Origin of the sequence: Nonomuraea sediminis (assembly GCF_018531495.1) — a bacterium.
GTDB classification, from domain to species: domain Bacteria; phylum Actinomycetota; class Actinomycetes; order Streptosporangiales; family Streptosporangiaceae; genus Nonomuraea; species Nonomuraea sediminis.
The window spans coordinates 84724-100767 of record NZ_JAHDTI010000003.1 but is presented as its reverse complement, the minus strand read 5'-3'; the positions used below and the strand labels follow the sequence as shown (position 1 = coordinate 100767).

The following is a 16044-nucleotide window of genomic DNA, read 5'->3' as shown; positions in this document are numbered from 1 at the left end:
TCCCTTCATGGAGCGAGAGCCCGTCGTCGACGTCCTCCATGGGCGCCGCGTCGAGGACCCCTACCGCCGGTTGGAAGACCCCGGCGACCCCGGCACCCTGGCCTGGCTGGCCTGCCAGGAGGAGCTGTGGCGGCGGCACGCGGCGCGGCTGCCGCTGCGGGAGCACTTCCTGCGCAGGCTGGCCGACCTGGCCTCCGTCGGCATGACCACGCCGCCGATCTGGCGCGGCGGCCACCGCTTCCACCTGAGCAGGTCACCGGGCCAGGAACACCCGGTGCTCCACCGCGACGGCAGTCCCGTGCTCGACCCGATGGAGCTGGACCACTCCGGCCTGACCACGCTCGACGAGTGGCAGCCGTCCCCGGACGGGCGGCTGCTGGCCTACCAGATCTCCCGGCGCGGCACCGAGCAGGGCGAGCTGTACGTGCTCGACCTGGAGACCGGCGCGGTGATCGACGGGCCGATCGGCGGCTGCCGCTACTCGCCCGTGGCCTGGCTGCCCGGCGCCTTCCACTATGTCCGCTTCCACGACGGCGTTTACCTGCACCGCCTGGGCACCCCCCGGCAGGCCGACACCCCGATCCTGACGAGGGGCGCCCTGTCGTACGGGCTGGAGGCCGACGCCGCGGGCCGTGCTTTGGTGATCTCCGCGGGCACCCGGACGGGCAACGCCCTCTGGCTGGCCGACCTGTCCGCCGACCCCGTGCTGCGCCCGATCCAGGCCGAGGCGTGCGCCCGCAGCGCCGCCGCCGTCGGCCCCGACGGCCGCCTGTACATCCTCACCGACCGCGACGCGCCCCGGCACAGGATCTGCGTGGCCGATCCCGCCGAGCCACAGCGCTGGACGGAGCTCGTCCCCGAGGACCCCGAGGCGACGCTGGGCTCGTTCACCCTGGTCGAGGGCCCGCGCCTGCTGGTGTCAGCCGTACGGCACGCGGTCGGGGAGATCGGGATCCACGATCCGCGCAGCGGGAAGCGGCTCGGAACCGTACCCCTCCCCGGGAGCGGCACGGTCGCCTCGCTGACCTCCCGGCCGGGCGGTGCCGAGGCCTGGTTCACCTACACCGACGCCGTCACCCCGCCCGTGGTGTGGCGCTACGACGCGCGCACCGAGACCGCCGCTCCGTGGGCCACGCCGCCGGGCCTGCGCCCGCCGCCCGAGGCGGTGAGCCGGCGCCTCACCTACCGCAGCGCCGACGGGACCACCGTGCGCATGGTCGTGGTCGCTCCGCCCGGCGACGGCCCGCGCCCCGCCATCCTGACCGGCTACGGCGGGTTCGGCGTGGCGCTCACCCCGGTCTACGCCGCCGACTCGCTGGCCTGGGTCGAGGCCGGCGGGCTGCTCGCGGTGGCGAACCTGCGCGGCGGCGGCGAGGAGGGCGAGCAGTGGCACCGCGACGGCATGCTGGAGCGCAAGCAGAACGTCTTCGACGACTACATCGCCGCCGCCGAGCATCTCGTGGCCACGGGGCTGACGACGCCGGACCGGTTGGCCGCCTGGGGCGAGTCCAACGGCGGGCTGCTCGTCGGGGCGGCGCTCACGCAGCGGCCCGACCTGTTCGCCGCCGCCGTCTGCGCGGCGCCGCTGCTCGACATGGCCCGCTACGAGCGGACCGGCCTCGGCCCCTCATGGACGGCGGAGTACGGCACCGCCGCCGACCCGGGCCAGCTGGACCGGCTGCTCGCCTACTCGCCCTATCACGCCGTCCGCCAGGGAGTTCGCTACCCGGCCACCCTGTTCGCCGTCTCCGCCGCCGACACGCGGGTGGACCCCATGCATGCTCGCAAGATGTGCGCGGCGCTGCAGTGGGCCACCGCGGGGACGCGCCCGATCCTGCTGAGGCACGAACCCGACGTAGGTCATGGCGCCCGTGCCGTCAGCCGTTCGATCGCGCTGGCCGCCGACGCCCTGGCCTTCCTCGTCGAACAGACGGGGCTGCGGCTCTAGAGCCAGCCGGACTCCTTGGCGATGCGGATGGCGTCGATCCTGCTGCGCGCTCCGAGCTTCGCCGCGCCCCGCGTCAGATAGTTGCGCACCGTCCCCTCGGCCAGGAACAGCGTCCGCGCGATCTCCGTGATCGACGCGCCGTCCGCCGCGGCGCCGAGCGCCTCCAGCTCCCGCTGGGTCAGGGGTGCATCCTCCGGGCTGAGCGCGGCGATCGCCAGCTCGGAGTCGATGACCCGCTCCCCGGCGGCCACGCTGCGGATCGCCTCGGCCAGCCGGGCCGGAGGGGCGTCCTTGGCCATGAAACCGCGCACGTTGCAGTCCAGAGCCCGCCGCAGCAACCCCGGCGTCCCGACCCCGGTGAGGATCAGCACCCCGCACTCCGGTAATTCGGTGCGCAGCTCATGGGCGGCCTCCAGGCCGTCCTTGCCGGGCATGGCGATGTCGATGACGGCGACGTCCGGCCGGGCCGAGGTCGCGGCTGCCAGAATCCCATCGCCCCTGTCGACCTCGGCGACGATCTCGATGTCCTCCTCATACGCCAGCAGGGCCACGATCGCCCCGCGCACCAGGTGCATGTCTTCAGCGAGCAAAGTTCGGATCACGCGATCCTCGCCCCTCGGCCGACAACGTCAGGACCCATATCTTGACCCATCCACCCTGGGGAGGAAAGCACGCCAGCCTCAGCGCAGCGTGAGCCCGCCGTCCACGGCCAGGACCTGACCCGTCACGTAGGAGGCCTCGTCGGAGAGCAGGAAGCACGTCACGTTCGCCACCTCCCAGGCGGTGCCCTGCCGCCCGAGCGGCACCCGGATCTGGTCGCGGTGCTTCCAGTGGCGGGAGGCGTCCCGTCCGAGCGGCGTGTCGATCAGGCCCGGCGCCACCAGGTTGGCCCGCACTCCCTGCGGTGCCCCCTCCAGGGCGACGTTCCTGGCCAGCCCGATCAGCCCCGCCTTGGAGGCCTCGTAGGCCGGGATGCGGCTGCCCGCCCGCAGGCCCGCCACGGACCCCACGAACACGAAGGCCCCGCCGTGCATGTGCGGCAGAAACGCCCGACTAATCAGGAAATGTGCGCGTAAGTTCACCGCGAACACCCGGTCCCAGTCGTCCGCGGACGTCCCTGCCAGGGTGAATCCGGCCCCGATGCCCGCGTTCAGCACCACCCCGTCCACCGGCCCCAGCCGCTCGGGAAGCGTCTCGCACGCCCTGGTGTCGGCGAGATCGACGGCGACGACGCCCGCCGTACCGCCCTCCTGCTTGATCCAGTCGGCGGTCTCGGCTGCCGCCGCGGTGTCCACGTCGGCGCAGATGACGTGCGCACCCTGCCGCGCCGCTGTCACCGCAATCGCCCGCCCGTTGCCCACCGGCGGATCAGGCTCGGCCGACGGCCTCGTGCCGGCGCCGACCACGAGAATCCGGCGTCCGGCTAAACGCTCGTTCATATGCGGGATGCTAGTGACCATGGAACCCCGAGTGCAGCCCCTGCCGCCCGCCGAGTGGGACGACTTCCAGCGGGCCAACCCCTACAACGTGTTCACCACGCTCGCCCGGCACCCCAGGGTCTACCGCGGCTGGCTCCGCTTCGGCGGCGCGCTGCTCGACGGCACGCTCCCCGCCCGCGACCGCGAACTGGCCATCCTCCGCACCGCACACCACCGCGGCAGCGACTACGAGTGGTCCGCGCACGCCCGCATCGCCCTGGACTCCCTCACGGAGCAGGAGATCCAGGCCGTACGGCAGGCCGACGCGACCTGGCACGGCGTCGACGCGCTCGTCCTGCGCGTGGCCGACGAACTGCACGAGGCCGGCGACCTGACGGACGAGACGTGGGCCGCCGTCTGCAAGCACTACGACGAGGTAGGCAGGATCGAGCTCGTCATGCTCATCGCCCACTACGACATGCTGGCCGTGGTGCTCAAGACCCTCCGCGTCCAGGTCGACGACCCGTCAGGAATGAAGAAGCCGACCGGTATCCCCGGCTCGTAGCCTTGACCTCATGAGCAAGGGAATCAAGACGATCATCTACCCGGTCAGCGACTTCGACAAGGCGAAGACCCTGTTCAGCGCCCTCGCCGGCCGCGCGCCCGACTACGACCAGCCCTACTACGCCGGCTGGAACATCGAGGGCCAGGACCTCGGCCTCGACCCGAACGGCCACAAGCAGGGTATGACGGGTCCCGTCGGCTACTGGGAGGTCGACGACATCAAGGCCAGCCTCCAGGCGCTGCTCGAGGCGGGCGCCGAGACCGTCCAGGAGGTCAGGGACGTCGGCGGCGGCAAGCTCATCGCCACGGTCAAGGACGCCGACGGCAACGTCGTCGGACTGTCGCAGACGCCCGCATGATCTTCGAAGCCGTCGTCACACCGCGGGGCAACGCCCTCTGCGTCGAGGTCCCCGCCGAGGTGCTCGAGGCGTTCGGCGCGGGGAGTCGCCCCGAGGTGGCGATCACGATCAACGGCCACACCTGGCGCAGCCGGGTCGCGGCCATGTCCGGCACCACCCTCATCGGCATCAGCGCCGCCAACCGCGACGCCAGCCGGATCGCCGCGGGCGACCTGGTGGAGGTCGACCTGCGCCACGACACGGAGCCCCGCATCGTCGAGCTCCCCGCCGACCTCGCCGAGGCCCTCGCGGCGGCCCCCGGCACCCGCGAGGCCTTCGAACGCCTCGGCTACGGCCTCCGCCGCAAGCACGTCCGCGACATCGAAGCCTCCAAGTCCCCGGAAACCCGCACCCGCCGCATCGCCCGGCTGGTGGAGGCCCTCGGCTGAGCCGTCTTGCAACCCACGCTTTCACGGCGACTCAGGCTTACTCACGCTTTCACGGTGACTCAGGCTTTGGCGGCTGTACGGCAAGCCACGGCCACCGGCCGCCCGCCGTACTTCGGCTGATGACCCGCGCCCGGCGCCTCCGGCGAGTCGAGGCGGGTAACTCGCCGCCACGCCATCGGGACCCCGGTCGCGCCGCCCCCCAACGTGAAGATCCCCCGCCACGGACGCCTTCCGGGCGGGGGATCTGTTTTCCGGCCTACGTCAGATCAGCTTCTCCGCGATCTTGTAGAGCAGCCTGCCCTGCTCCTTCTGGGTCGACATGAGTTCGGCGAGCATTGCCGAGTGCTCGTCCTGTGTGGACTTGAGTTCCGCGAGCATGGCCGAGTGCTCTTTGAGGGTCGCCGAGTGCTCGTTCAGGATTACCGTGTGCTCGTTCAGTATCGATGTGTGCTCGGCCAGGGTCGCTGAGTGCTCGGCCAGGGTCGTGGAGTGTTCCGACAGGGTGGTCTTGATGTCCCGGACCTCGTCGAAGAGGGGGCGGAAGCCTGGCTGGCCGGGCGGGATGTCGGGGGTGCCAATGAGCGTCCTGATCTCACCAAGCTCGTCGCTCAGCAGCGACGAGACCTCCTCCCGTATCAGCTTTCGGGTGTAGTACGCGAGGCCCTGGTCGGTCGGCAGGTCTTCAAGCACGGTCATGATGACTCCTCTACTTCGGGTGATGAGAGCCTTGGACGGTGAATCCAGGCCCCATGGCGCCCTCAAGCTAGCGAGATCGCCGACTCGGGGAGTCAACCTCAGATGACGAGCGGTGAAGCTTCTTGAGCCTACAGGTGAGGTTCTTTCTACCGCGGCTGAACTGCGTCGATACGGCCTTGGGCGCCGGCCCCTGTCCCGCGCGCGAAATCAACGCATGCGGCAGGCGCGTCGTGAGGCGGCGACGCCCCCCGAAGGGTCAGGGGCGGATGATGGTGACGCCGGGGACCGTGCCGATGGCTGCCAGGGCCTTGCCGGCCTCCGTCAGGTCGATGGTGCGGGTGATGAGCTGGTCGGGGTGGAGGGTGCCTGAGCGGATGAGTTCGAGCATCGCCGGGTAGGTGTGGGCGGCCATGCCATGGCTGCCCAGCAGGCGGAGTTCGTAGGCGATGACCCGGTTCATCGGGACCAGGGAGCCTTCCGGCAGGAGGCCTACCTGCACGTGGCGGCCGTGTCTGCGCAGGCCCAGGACCGAGGCGGCGCAGGTCTGCGGGCTGCCGAGGGCGTCGATGGAGACGTGGGCGCCGCCCCGGGTGAGTTCGCGCACCTGGTCGGCGGCGTCGCCGTGGGAGCCGTTGACGAAGTGGGTGGCGCCCGCCCGTTCCGCCAGATGGAGCGCCTGCGAGCTGACGTCGACGGCCACCACGCGGGCGCCGGAGGCGGCGGCGATCATGACGGCCGACAGGCCGACCCCGCCGCACCCGTGCACCGCCACCCATTCGCCGGGCCGTACCCCGCCCACCTGGACGACGGCGCGGAAGGCGGTGGCGAAGCGGCAGCCGAGCCCGGCGGCCGTGGCGAACGGCATCTCCTCCGGCAGTTCGATCAGGTTGACGTCGGCGTGGGAGACGGCGACGTAGTCGGCGAACGACCCCCAGTGGGTGAAGCCGGGCTGGGTCTGTCGCTCGCAGACCTGCTGTTGCCCGGCGGCGCAGGCCGTACAGGATCCGCAGGCGCACACGAACGGGACGGTCACCCGCGCGCCGGGCCGCCAGCCGCGCACGTCGGAGCCGACGGCTTCGACGACGCCGGCCAGCTCGTGGCCGGGAACGTGGGGGAAGGAGGTGATGTCGGGGTCGTGGCCCTGCCAGCCGTGCCAGTCGCTGCGGCACAGGCCGGTCGCCTCGACCCGGATCACCGCTCCGTGCGGGGCAGGCGCGGGGTCGGGAACCTCACGGAGGTCCAGCTCACCACCGAAGACGTCAAAGGCAACAGCGCGCATCTCATGAGCTTATGGTCACCCCCTGTGACCTGCGCAAGAGGCTGTTAGGGGGTTCTGGCCGCGGGAGTCGAGGTCAGCCGCCGCAGCTCGCGCATGGCCTGGTGCGAGGGCGACCCCGGCTCGGTGGTGTAGAGGACGAGCCGCAGGTCGTCGCGGTCGGGAACGGGCAGGACCTGGCAGATCGCGTGGATCGTGCCGGCCTCGGGATGGACGATCGTCTTGCGCTGTTCCCTGCGGATCTCGACGTCGTGCTGCTCCCACAGCCGCGCGAACTCGGGGCTGCACGCCAGCATCTCCGCCACCAGCGCCTGGATGTCGGGGTCGTCCGGATACCGGCCGGCGGCGATGCGCAGGTCCGCCACGGAGGTCCTGGCGAAGCGGCCCTTCTCCTCGTACGACAGGTGCTCGGCCACGTCTGGGGAGCCGAAGACCCAGCGGATCACGTTCAGGTTGTCGGCGGGCAGGGAGTCGAGGTCGCCCATCAGCACACTGGCCATCGGGTTCCAGGCGAGGATGTCGTACTTGGCGTCGATCACGTAGGCGGGCACCTCCTCCAGGAAGGCGATGAGGTGAAGCATCCCGTCCGGTACGTCCCTGCGCAGCCGGGGTGGGTCGAGCCGCTGCCCGCCCAGCTCGAACAGGTGGGTCCGCTCGTCCTGGCTGAGCATGAGCGCCCTGGCCATCGCGCTGAGCACCTGGCGCGACGGGTTCGGACCCCTGCCCTGCTCGAGCCTGATGTAGTAGTCGATCGACATGCCCGCCAGCTGCGCCACCTCCTGCCGGCGCAGGCCGGGCGTGCGGCGGGTGCCGCCCGCGGGCAGGCCCACCTCCAGCGGCGTGACTCGGGAACGTCGGGTGCGCAGGAACTCCGCCAGGGCTGAACGGTTCACGTCACTAATTCTCCGGTATGTCGCCGGAACGTGGGTGGTATCAAAAATCCCAGCCTCGGCAGGTCTCTCCCGGTCCGCGACGTCCCGGACCAGGCTGACGGCCATGACAACAGCACTCATCACCGGCGCCAACAAGGGAATCGGCTTCGAGATCGCCCGCCTGCTGGGCGAGCAGGGCATCACCGCCATCGTGGGCGCGCGCGACGAACAGCGGGGCAAGGAGGCCGCGGCCAGCCTCGGCCAGCCGTATGTGCGGCTCGACGTGACGGACGCCGACAGCGTGCGGGCCGCCGCGAAGTGGATCGAGCAGGAGTACGGCGCGCTGGACATCCTGGTCAACAACGCGGGGATCACCGGCGGATACCGGGATCCGGTGCCGAGCGCGACCCCGGTGGAGGCCTTCCGTGAGGTGTTCGAGACGAACGTGTTCGGCGTCGTCGCCGTGACCCAGGCGATGCTGCCCCTGCTGCGCCGCTCGGCCGCGGGCAGGATCGTCAACATGACCAGCGAGCTCGGCTCGCTCGGCATGGCGGTCGACCCGGACAGCCCGTTCAAGCACGCCAACTTCGTCGCCTACAACTCCTCCAAGTCGGCGCTCAACATGGTGACCGTGTCCTTCGCCAAGGAGCTGGCGGACACCCCGATCAAGGTCAACGCGGCCAATCCCGGCTACTGCGCCACGGACCTCAACGATCACACCGGATTCCGCACCGCCGAGCAGGGCGCCGCGATAGCCGTACGGCTGGCGACGCTGGACGAGGACGGACCCACCGGGGCCTACCTGGAGGACGCGGGCCCCGTCCCCTGGTGAGGTGTGGAGCCCTCCTTATCGGACAGGTAGGGAGGTATGGGACGGGATCTGGACAAGGAGCGCTTCTCCGAGGCGGAGTTCACCCGCTTCGGGGAACGCCTCGAAGAGCAGCTCGTCGTGCTGCGCGAGCTGCTCGGCGAGCCGGGATTCGGTCAGGGGCCCGCGACGATCGGGGCTGAGCTTGAGCTGTTCCTGGTCGACGCGGCGGGGCGGCCGCTGCCGCGCAACAGCGAGATCCGTGACGAGCTCGGCGACCCGCGGGTCGTGCTGGAACTCGGCCGCTTCAACCTGGAGGTCAACCTCACGCCGCAGCCGCTGGCCGGGCGGCCGTTCGAGGCGCTCGGCGCCGAGATCCAGGAGACGATCACCCGCATCGACCAGGCCGTCGAGCACGGGGGAGTGGTACCGATCGGCATCCTGCCCACGCTCGGCACCGGCGACTTCACCCGGCAGGCCATCAGTGACGAGAACCGCTACCGGGCCCTGAGCAGGGGCGTCAGGCGGCTGCGCCTGGAGCCCTTCATCGTCAAGATCGAGGACCTGGAGCTCACCGTCGAGGACGTCATCCTGGAGGCCGCCAACACCTCCTGGCAGGTGCACCTGCGTACCCCGCCCGACCGCTTCGCCCGGCTGTTCAACGCCGCCCAGCTCGCGGTCGGCCCGGTGCTGGCGGCCTGCGGCAACTCGCCGTTCTTCCTGGGCCGTCAGCTGTGGGAGGAGACCAGGATCGCGCTGATGGAGGAAGCTGTCGACGACCGCGACGTGGCGCGGCGCTTCCGGCGCGACGGGCGGGTCACGCTCGGCTCCGACTGGGTGCACGAGGGGGCCTACGAGCTGTTCGAGCGCTACGTGCGCGACTACGAGCCGGTGGTGCCCGAGCTCTCCGACAGCGACGACAAGAGCGAACTGGCCGAGCTCCGCCTCCACCAGGGCACCGTCTGGCAGTGGAACCGCCCCGTCTACGACCCGGCCGACGGCGGCCACCTGCGCATCGAGATGCGTGCCCTGCCCGCGGGCCCGTCCTGTGCGGACATGGCCGCCAACACGGCCTTCCTCCTGGGCCTCACGCTGTCGCAGGCCCAGCGGGACCTGACCGGCTACCGCTTCGCCGAGGCCTACCGGAACTTCTACCGCGCCGCCATGCACGGCCTGGGGGCCAAGCTGTCCTGGCCCGGTTTCAAGGGCGAGTTCCGCGCCGACGACCTGATCCTCGACCTGCTGCCCGAGTCCAGGGCCGCGCTGCTGGCCGCCGGCGTGATCCCCTCCGACGCCGACGCCGCGCTGGAGGTCATCAGGCAGCGCGTACGGCTGGGCCGTACCGGAGCGGTGTGGCAGAAAGAGAACTTCTCCGGAGACTGGGAGCAACTGGTGCGTCGCTATCGGGAAAGGGCGCTGTCCGGACTCCCGGTACACATGTGGTGAATCTCGCAACTTTGGTCGCCCACTGTCCGTCAAACTGACCACAACTGACGGCAAAGCGAGGACACATGGTTCCGACGGACAAGGCCCCGTTCACTCTGCGGCGGGCGACGGGCACACTGGCCGAGGGGGCGGCCAAACTGGCCAAGGACATCGGCGGCACCTCCGTGGAAGCGGTGCTGGCGCAGGGCAACCGCACGGCGATCCGCCGGGGCGCGGCCGCGGCGCTGGGCAAGATGAACCCGAAGCCGGTGGAGTGGTACGCCTTCGACATCAAGGACGAGGACACCCCCGACTGGTACCCGCAGGGCCTGACCTGCGGCGAGGACTCCGGGCAGTCCGGCGTGCCGGTGTTCGTGGCCAGCTGGTACTTCAAGCCGGAGCCGCCGGTCGTCGAGCGCGGGATCAGGGCGACGTTCCTGAGCCCGTCGACGTTCAAGTACCAGCACGCGCTGTTCGTCGAGGCCACCCCGGACGGGAACTACAAGGCGATCAACATCCACGCCGGCGGCATCGCCTGGCACGGCGACCTCATCTACGTCGCCGACACCAGCCACGGCCTGCGCGTCTTCGACACCAACCACCTGCTCGACCTGCGCACGGCGCAGAACGACCTGGGCGACCCCACACTGCTCGGCCGCCACGACGGCAAGTTCCACGCCTTCGGCTACCGCTACCTGCTGCCCCAGGTCGACTCCTGGCAGCTTGTCACGAAGGGCGCGATCTTCTCGTTCGTGTCCATCGACCGCTCGACCACCCCGCACACGCTCATCTCCGGTGAATACCTGGAGACCGACCCCAACGGCCGCGTCGCCCGCTGGGACCTGGACATGACGGGCGTGCCCAGGGACTGCTACGTCATGGGCCAGAAGAAGATCCAGGGCGCGCTGTCCTCCGGCGGCACCTGGTACCTCAGCCAGGCCGCCGACTCCCACACCAACGGCAAGCTCCTGGTCTGGAAGAACAACACGCTCACCGCCCGCCCGTTCCCGATCGGCAACGAGGACCTGACCCTCCAGGGCGGGCGGCTCTGGTCCGTCACCGAGTTCAGGAACATGCGGATCGTCTACGGGGTCAATCTCTGAGGTGCTCCAGGAGCGTGGTCCGGTAGGCGCGGTCGAACCCGTCGTAGATCCGGCGTAGCTCGGCTCCCGGCCAGTCGGCCGGCAGCAGCTCCGGCGGCAGCAGGGGGTCCTTCAGCAGGTGGCGCAGCACCGCCGCCGACACCAGGAAGCCCTCGGCCAGCCCGTCGGCGCGCTCCAGCTCCCGCTCCAGCCGGCGCGCCTCGGCCGCCCAGCCGTCCAGGTCCCACAGCAGGGGGGTGGGGTCGTCGTGCGGGCGGCCGTCGATGAGCGTGCACTGCGCGCGCACGCTGTCAGGCCAGGACCTGATCAGGTTGGCCGGGCGCAGCCACGTGCCCTCGCGCAGCTCCGCCATCCGCAGCGCGCCCATGACGTGCCGGAACGCCGCCCTGTCCGCCGGAGCCCGGCGCTCGGCGGTGACGACCGCGATCTCCCAGGTGCCGTCCCACGGCCTGGTGTGCGGGTCGCGGCTCTCGTCCTGCCTGGCCTGGCGCTCGACCAGCCGCTCCGACAGCGTGTAGCGGCCGTTGACCTGGATCAGGTCGCCCGCGGCCACCATCCGCGACAGCGCGACCCGCACCGTGCCCTCCGCGATGCCGAACAGTCCGCCGATGCGGACCAGGTGGCGCGCGGCCAGCTCCGGCGGGTGGCTGCCGAGCAGCGCGCTGAGCACCGCCGACCGCGCGCTCAGAGTTCCATTACGCTCTTCCATCGCGTGTCGAGTATATGTAACACTCCGAGACATGGGCCGCTATCTCATCGAGCCGTTCGACGGCAGTGACCGCTACGCGACCGAGCGCTACCAGGGCGCCGTGGGCCGCGACTGGTGGGCCATCGACCCCACCCTGCAACTGCTCATGCGGCATCACCTCGGCGACGGGTACGGCTGGGCCGCGCCGTACCTGGAGGAGCTGGGCAAGGTGGCCGGAGGGGTGGTCGCCGAGTGCGCGGAGGAGACCGACCGCAACCCGCCGCGGCTGGAGAAGTACGACCGCTGGGGCAGGGACGTCAGCCAGGTCGTCATGCCGCCTTCCTTCCACACCGCCCGCGAGGCGATGATGGAGCACAACTTCCTCGCGCCCGCCTTCGTCCGGCAGGCCCTCGACCACGGCGCGAACCCGGCCGCTCTGGGAGCGGCCTGGACGTACCTGCTCGACCAGGCCGACATCGGGATGGGGTGCGCGCTCGGCACGGGCGGCGACATGGTGGTCTCGCTCGCCGAGAAGTACGCGCCCGCGGACGTGCTCGCCCGGGTGCGGGAGATCTTCGCCAACGGGTTCTACTCCGGCGAGGCCGCTCAGATGTTCACCGAGCGCACCGGCGGCTCCGACCTGGCGGCACTCGAGGCCTCGGCGACGCCTTCGGGTGAGGCGTGGCAGCTGAGCGGCTTCAAGTGGTTCGCCTCCAACGCCAACGGGTCGGCCTTCGTGGTGCTTGCCCGGCTTCCCTCGCAGGAGGTCAAGCCGTTCCTGGTGCTGTGGGAGCGGCGCGACGGCTCGCGCAACGGGGTGCGGATCAGGCGGCTGAAGGACAAGCTGGGCACCCGGTCGGTCGCCTCGGCCGAGGTCGAGTTCACCGGCGCCGAGGCGTTCCTGCTGGGCAGCCCCGAGGGCTCAGAAGGCTCCGGGCTCGGCACGATGATGAAGCTCACCAACGCCTCGCGGCTCGGCGTCGCCATGATGGGCGTCGGCGTGGCCCGCCGCGCGCTGGTCGAGGCGATCTGCTACGCCCGCGCCCGCGAGGCCTTCGGCAAGCCGCTCATCGAGCAGCCGCTCATGCGCCGCAAGCTGGCCGAGCTGATCGTCGAGGTCGAGGCCGCCCAGGCCCTGGTCTTCGACGGCCTGATCAACCGGCAGCGCCTCACGCCGGCCGTGATCAAGCTGCGCACGGCCAGGCTCGGCGTCACGGCCGCCACCGACGCCATCGAGGTCCACGGCGGCAACGGCTACATCGAGCAGTGGCCCGTAGCCCGCCTCCTGCGCGACGCCCAGGTCAACCCCATCTGGGAGGGCGGCGACAACATCCTCTGCCTCGACGTCCGCCGCGCCATGCTCCGCGAGCAGGCGCACCTGCCGTTCCTGGACCGGCTGCGGAAGGTCGCGACCTCGGAGCTGGTGCGGGAGCGGATCGAAGACCTGGACAAGGTGATCTCCTCGTGGCTCGAGGCGCCCGACGAGTTCAGGCTGTTCGGGCTCGCGCAGTTCATGGCGGACGTCTACGCGGCCGCGCTGCTGGAGGAGCAGGCCACCTGGGGGATCGACGACACGCGCAAGGCCCTGGTGGCGCGGCTCTACGCCGAGGCGCACCTGGCCGACCGCGGGCCGATGCGCGGGCTGGACCTGGCCTGGACCGATCACCTGGACGCCCTGCTGGCAGGGGCCATCGCGTGATCCGTACGGAGACCGCCGACGGGGTCCGGTCGATCGTCTTCGACCGGGCCTCGGAGTACAACACGATCACGCCGGCCTTCCGTGACGCGCTGTCCGCGGCGATCACCGAGGCCGACGCCGATCCCGAGGTCCGGGTGATGCTGCTGCGGGCCGAGGGGCCCGCCTTCTGCGCCGGGTACGGGCTCGACTGGTCGACCGAGTCGCAGGCCGGCGAGGACGACTGGGACTCCGCCCAGGACTACCGGCTGCTCAAGACGTTCGTCGACGTCTACATGCAGCTCTGGTACGCGGCCAAGCCCACCGTCGCCGCGGTCAACGGGTGGTGCGTCGCCGGGGGCACCGACCTGGTGCTGTGCACCGACATCATCGTGGCAGGGGAGGGAGCCAGCTTCGGCTACCCGCCCGCCCGGGTGTGGGGAATCCCGACCACCGCGATGTGGGTCTACCGGATGGGGTTCGAGCAGGCCAAGCGGTACCTGCTCACCGGCGACGAGATCACCGCCGGGCGGGCGCACGAGATCGGGATGATCGCCGAGGTGGTGCCCGACGACGAGCTCCAGGAGCACGCCATGGCGCTGGCCAGGCGGATGGCCCGGCTGCCCGGCAACCAGTTGGAGATGCTCAAGCTGCTGTGCAACCAGACCGCGGAGAACATGGGGCTGACGGCCGGCCGTACCCTCGGGACGCTGCTCGACGGCGTGGCGCGGCACACGCGCGAGGGGCGCGCGTTCGTCGCGCGCGCCGCCGAGGCCGGCTTCCGCCAGGCGGTACGCGAGCGCGACGATCCCTTCGGCGACTACGGGTCCCGTTGACACCCAGGCTCCATGGGGCAGGCTTTGACATGGAGCGTTGGGAGATGCCATGAGTGTCAGGATCGAGCGCGACGGTCCCGTCTTCACCGTCGTGCTCAGCAGGCCCGAAGTGCGCAACGCGGTCGACCGCAAGACCGCCGACGCGCTGGCCGACGCCTTCCGCGAGTTCGAGGCCGGTGACGCGGCGGTGGCCGTGCTGTGGGGCGAGGGCGGCACGTTCTGCTCGGGCGCGGACCTGAGGAGCCTGGACAACCACGTAGGCGAGGACGGCGACGGCCCGATGGGCCCGACCCGGATGCGCCTGTCGAAGCCCGTCATCGCCGCGATCTCGGGGCACGCGGTCGCGGGCGGCCTGGAGCTGGCCCTCTGGTGCGACCTGCGCGTCGCCGAGGAGGACGCGGTCTTCGGCGTCTTCTGTCGCCGCTGGGGCGTCCCCCTCATCGACGGCGGCACGGTACGGCTGCCGCGCCTCATCGGCCTGTCGCGCGCCCTCGACCTGATCCTCACGGGACGCCCGGTCTCGGCCCAGGAGGCGCACGCCATGGGCCTGGCCAACCGGGTGGTCCCCAACGGCCAGGCCCGCCGGCAGGCGGAGGCCCTGGCCAGGGAGATCGCCGCGTTCCCGCAGCTGTGCCTGCGTGGCGACCGCCTGTCGGCCCTCGAGCAGGCGCCCCTGCCGGAGGAGGAGGCCATACGCAACGAGCTGCGCCACGGCCTGGTCTCCCTCCCCGACGCCGTCGACGGCGCCGCCCGCTTCACCTCCGGCGAGGGGCGCCACGGCGCCTTCTAGGCGTGGGGGGCCGTCCAGGCGGGGTCGCGGCCGAGGAGGGCGAGGATCCGGTCCAGGGTCGTGCCGCCGGTCCAGGGGACCTCGGGGGCGAAGGCCGCGCCGGGGGCCTCGCGGTAGGCGCCGGTGGGGACCGCCTGGGCGATGGGCAGCGCCGCGTCCAGGACGTCCTGGGTGAAGCTCAACGGGAGGTCGAGGGTTCTGGCGACGTCCCAGGAGTGGACCACGTAGTCGATGAAGTGGAAGCCGATCGCCTGCCGGGCAGGGAAGATCTGGGCGGCGGTGAACTCCGGCAGCGGGAAGTCGCGGGTCAGCACGCCGTCCCCGGCGAAGGCCGCCAGGACGTGCTCCGCCGAGGCGCGGTAGGCCCCGACCGGGTCGTCGCCGAGCGGGCGCAGCTTCCACAACGCCAGGTCCGACTCGCCGCGGGAGGCGGCGGCGAAGCCGTAATGCTGCGTGGCCATGTGCGCCAGCAGTCCGTGCAAGGTCCACCCGACGCAGGGCGTGGGACGCGCCAGATCTGCGGGCTTGGCATGGGTCGCGAGCTCGACGCTCGTGCGGACCGCGACGGCGTCCAGGGCGACGATGTTCAAGTTAGTGTGCATGGGCTTATGATGTGCAGAAGCTTATTATCTGTCAAGGAGTACGCTTCCGGGGGTGACGGATCACGAGGGCGAGCGGCGCGATCTCGCGGCGATGTTGCAGCCGCTGGTCCGCAACCTGATCGCGGCCGAGCTGCCGGTGCTGGCGGCGCACGGGGTGTCCATGTGGGGATATGCCGTGCTCAACGCCCTGGACGGCGAGCCGATGCGGACCCAGGCGGCGCTTGCCCAGTCCATCGGCGCCGACAAGACCCGCATCATCGGCACGCTGGACGAGCTGCAGGAGGCGGGCCTCATCGAGCGCACCCCGGACCCGGACGACCGCCGCGTCCGGCTGCTGGCCATCACCGCCAAGGGACGCCGGGTCCGCCGCGCCGTTCAGAGCGCGATCTGGGCCAACGAGGACCGCCTCCTCGCGGCCATCCCCGAGCCCGACCGTGCCGCCTTCCTACGCGTCACGCGCACGCTGTCGGCCCTGCCGCGCGAGGAGATCGTGGGGAGCCACGAGCCGAAGGCGTAGCGGAGCATGCCCTGTCCAGCGCTCCTCGCCCCGCCCGGC

At 71.2% G+C, this 16044-nt stretch carries 18 protein-coding genes; 11 read left to right on the top strand and 7 right to left on the bottom strand.

The window, feature by feature from the left end:
• Positions 1-7: 7 nt before the first annotated feature.
• Positions 8-1948, top strand: coding sequence for a prolyl oligopeptidase family serine peptidase (locus KIK09_RS14660; RefSeq protein ID WP_250573185.1), 1941 nt, complete (start codon positions 8-10; stop codon positions 1946-1948).
• On the opposite strand, the gene KIK09_RS14655 is transcribed toward KIK09_RS14660, so the two are convergent.
• The gene (locus tag KIK09_RS14655; protein ID WP_214319749.1) at positions 1945-2550 is read right to left on the bottom strand and encodes a response regulator transcription factor; all 606 of its coding nucleotides are present in this window, start codon (positions 2548-2550) and stop codon (positions 1945-1947) included. The two genes, KIK09_RS14660 and KIK09_RS14655, sit on opposite strands and share 4 nt — an antisense overlap.
• Before the next feature lie 78 nt (positions 2551-2628).
• A complete protein-coding gene (locus tag KIK09_RS14650) occupies positions 2629-3387 on the bottom strand; it encodes an SDR family NAD(P)-dependent oxidoreductase (protein WP_214319748.1) in 759 nt (252 codons plus the stop codon).
• A gap of 19 nt (positions 3388-3406) precedes the next feature.
• On the opposite strand from KIK09_RS14650, the gene KIK09_RS14645 reads away from it, so the two are divergent.
• Genes KIK09_RS14645 through KIK09_RS14635 form a run of 3 tightly spaced genes read left to right on the top strand, consistent with a single transcriptional unit; the run spans position 3407 to position 4717 of the window.
• Positions 3407-3931 carry a carboxymuconolactone decarboxylase family protein gene (locus KIK09_RS14645; protein ID WP_214319747.1) on the top strand — a complete coding sequence of 175 codons (525 nt, stop codon included), beginning with the start codon at positions 3407-3409 and terminating at the stop codon, positions 3929-3931.
• 10 nt (positions 3932-3941) lie between these two features.
• Positions 3942-4289, top strand: a complete 348-nt coding sequence (locus KIK09_RS14640) for a VOC family protein (RefSeq protein ID WP_214319746.1) — start codon at positions 3942-3944, stop codon at positions 4287-4289.
• Positions 4286-4717, top strand: a complete 432-nt coding sequence (locus tag KIK09_RS14635) for a YdeI/OmpD-associated family protein (RefSeq protein ID WP_214319745.1) — start codon at positions 4286-4288, stop codon at positions 4715-4717. Before KIK09_RS14640 ends, KIK09_RS14635 begins: the two co-directional genes overlap by 4 nt.
• A gap of 261 nt (positions 4718-4978) precedes the next feature.
• Here the strand turns inward: KIK09_RS14635 and KIK09_RS14630 are convergent, their stop codons facing one another.
• The 3 genes from KIK09_RS14630 to KIK09_RS14620 form a co-directional block, all read right to left on the bottom strand.
• On the bottom strand, positions 4979-5413 hold the full coding sequence (locus KIK09_RS14630; RefSeq protein ID WP_214319744.1) for a hypothetical protein: 435 nt from the start codon (positions 5411-5413) through the stop codon (positions 4979-4981).
• A gap of 256 nt (positions 5414-5669) precedes the next feature.
• Complete coding sequence (locus KIK09_RS14625; protein ID WP_214319743.1) at positions 5670-6692, bottom strand: zinc-dependent alcohol dehydrogenase family protein; 1023 nt, start codon at positions 6690-6692, stop codon at positions 5670-5672.
• A 44-nt stretch (positions 6693-6736) separates the two neighbouring features.
• A complete protein-coding gene (locus tag KIK09_RS14620) occupies positions 6737-7582 on the bottom strand; it encodes a helix-turn-helix transcriptional regulator (RefSeq protein ID WP_214319742.1) in 846 nt (281 codons plus the stop codon).
• 103 nt (positions 7583-7685) lie between these two features.
• Here KIK09_RS14620 and KIK09_RS14615 point away from each other — a divergent pair, with 103 nt between their 5' ends.
• From KIK09_RS14615 to KIK09_RS14605, 3 genes are all read left to right on the top strand, one after another.
• Positions 7686-8393: an SDR family oxidoreductase gene (locus KIK09_RS14615; RefSeq protein ID WP_214319741.1), complete on the top strand. Its 708-nt coding sequence runs from the start codon at positions 7686-7688 to the stop codon at positions 8391-8393.
• A 36-nt stretch (positions 8394-8429) separates the two neighbouring features.
• The gene (locus KIK09_RS14610; RefSeq protein WP_214319740.1) at positions 8430-9815 is read left to right on the top strand and encodes a glutamate-cysteine ligase family protein; all 1386 of its coding nucleotides are present in this window, start codon (positions 8430-8432) and stop codon (positions 9813-9815) included.
• Between the two features lie 65 nt (positions 9816-9880).
• Positions 9881-10897, top strand: a complete 1017-nt coding sequence (locus KIK09_RS14605; RefSeq protein WP_214319739.1) for a hypothetical protein — start codon at positions 9881-9883, stop codon at positions 10895-10897.
• Here KIK09_RS14605 and KIK09_RS14600 read toward each other — a convergent pair.
• Positions 10887-11606: a PaaX family transcriptional regulator C-terminal domain-containing protein gene (locus KIK09_RS14600; RefSeq protein WP_214319738.1), complete on the bottom strand. Its 720-nt coding sequence runs from the start codon at positions 11604-11606 to the stop codon at positions 10887-10889. The two genes, KIK09_RS14605 and KIK09_RS14600, sit on opposite strands and share 11 nt — an antisense overlap.
• Before the next feature lie 31 nt (positions 11607-11637).
• Here KIK09_RS14600 and KIK09_RS14595 point away from each other — a divergent pair, with 31 nt between their 5' ends.
• Genes KIK09_RS14595 through KIK09_RS14585 form a run of 3 tightly spaced genes read left to right on the top strand, consistent with a single transcriptional unit; the run spans position 11638 to position 14886 of the window.
• Entirely contained in the window at positions 11638-13284 is a 1647-nt protein-coding gene (locus tag KIK09_RS14595; RefSeq protein ID WP_214319737.1) for an acyl-CoA dehydrogenase family protein, read from the top strand.
• Positions 13281-14096, top strand: a complete 816-nt coding sequence (locus KIK09_RS14590) for a crotonase/enoyl-CoA hydratase family protein (RefSeq protein ID WP_214319736.1) — start codon at positions 13281-13283, stop codon at positions 14094-14096. Before KIK09_RS14595 ends, KIK09_RS14590 begins: the two co-directional genes overlap by 4 nt.
• A gap of 49 nt (positions 14097-14145) precedes the next feature.
• Positions 14146-14886 carry a crotonase/enoyl-CoA hydratase family protein gene (locus KIK09_RS14585; RefSeq protein ID WP_214319735.1) on the top strand — a complete coding sequence of 247 codons (741 nt, stop codon included), beginning with the start codon at positions 14146-14148 and terminating at the stop codon, positions 14884-14886.
• Here the strand turns inward: KIK09_RS14585 and KIK09_RS14580 are convergent.
• On the bottom strand, positions 14883-15488 hold the full coding sequence (locus KIK09_RS14580) for a TIGR03086 family metal-binding protein (RefSeq protein ID WP_250573184.1): 606 nt from the start codon (positions 15486-15488) through the stop codon (positions 14883-14885). The genes KIK09_RS14585 and KIK09_RS14580 overlap by 4 nt on opposite strands.
• A gap of 52 nt (positions 15489-15540) precedes the next feature.
• Between KIK09_RS14580 and KIK09_RS14575 the strand changes: the two genes are divergently transcribed.
• Positions 15541-16005: a MarR family winged helix-turn-helix transcriptional regulator gene (locus tag KIK09_RS14575; protein WP_308164094.1), complete on the top strand. Its 465-nt coding sequence runs from the start codon at positions 15541-15543 to the stop codon at positions 16003-16005.
• Positions 16006-16044 lie beyond the last annotated feature (39 nt).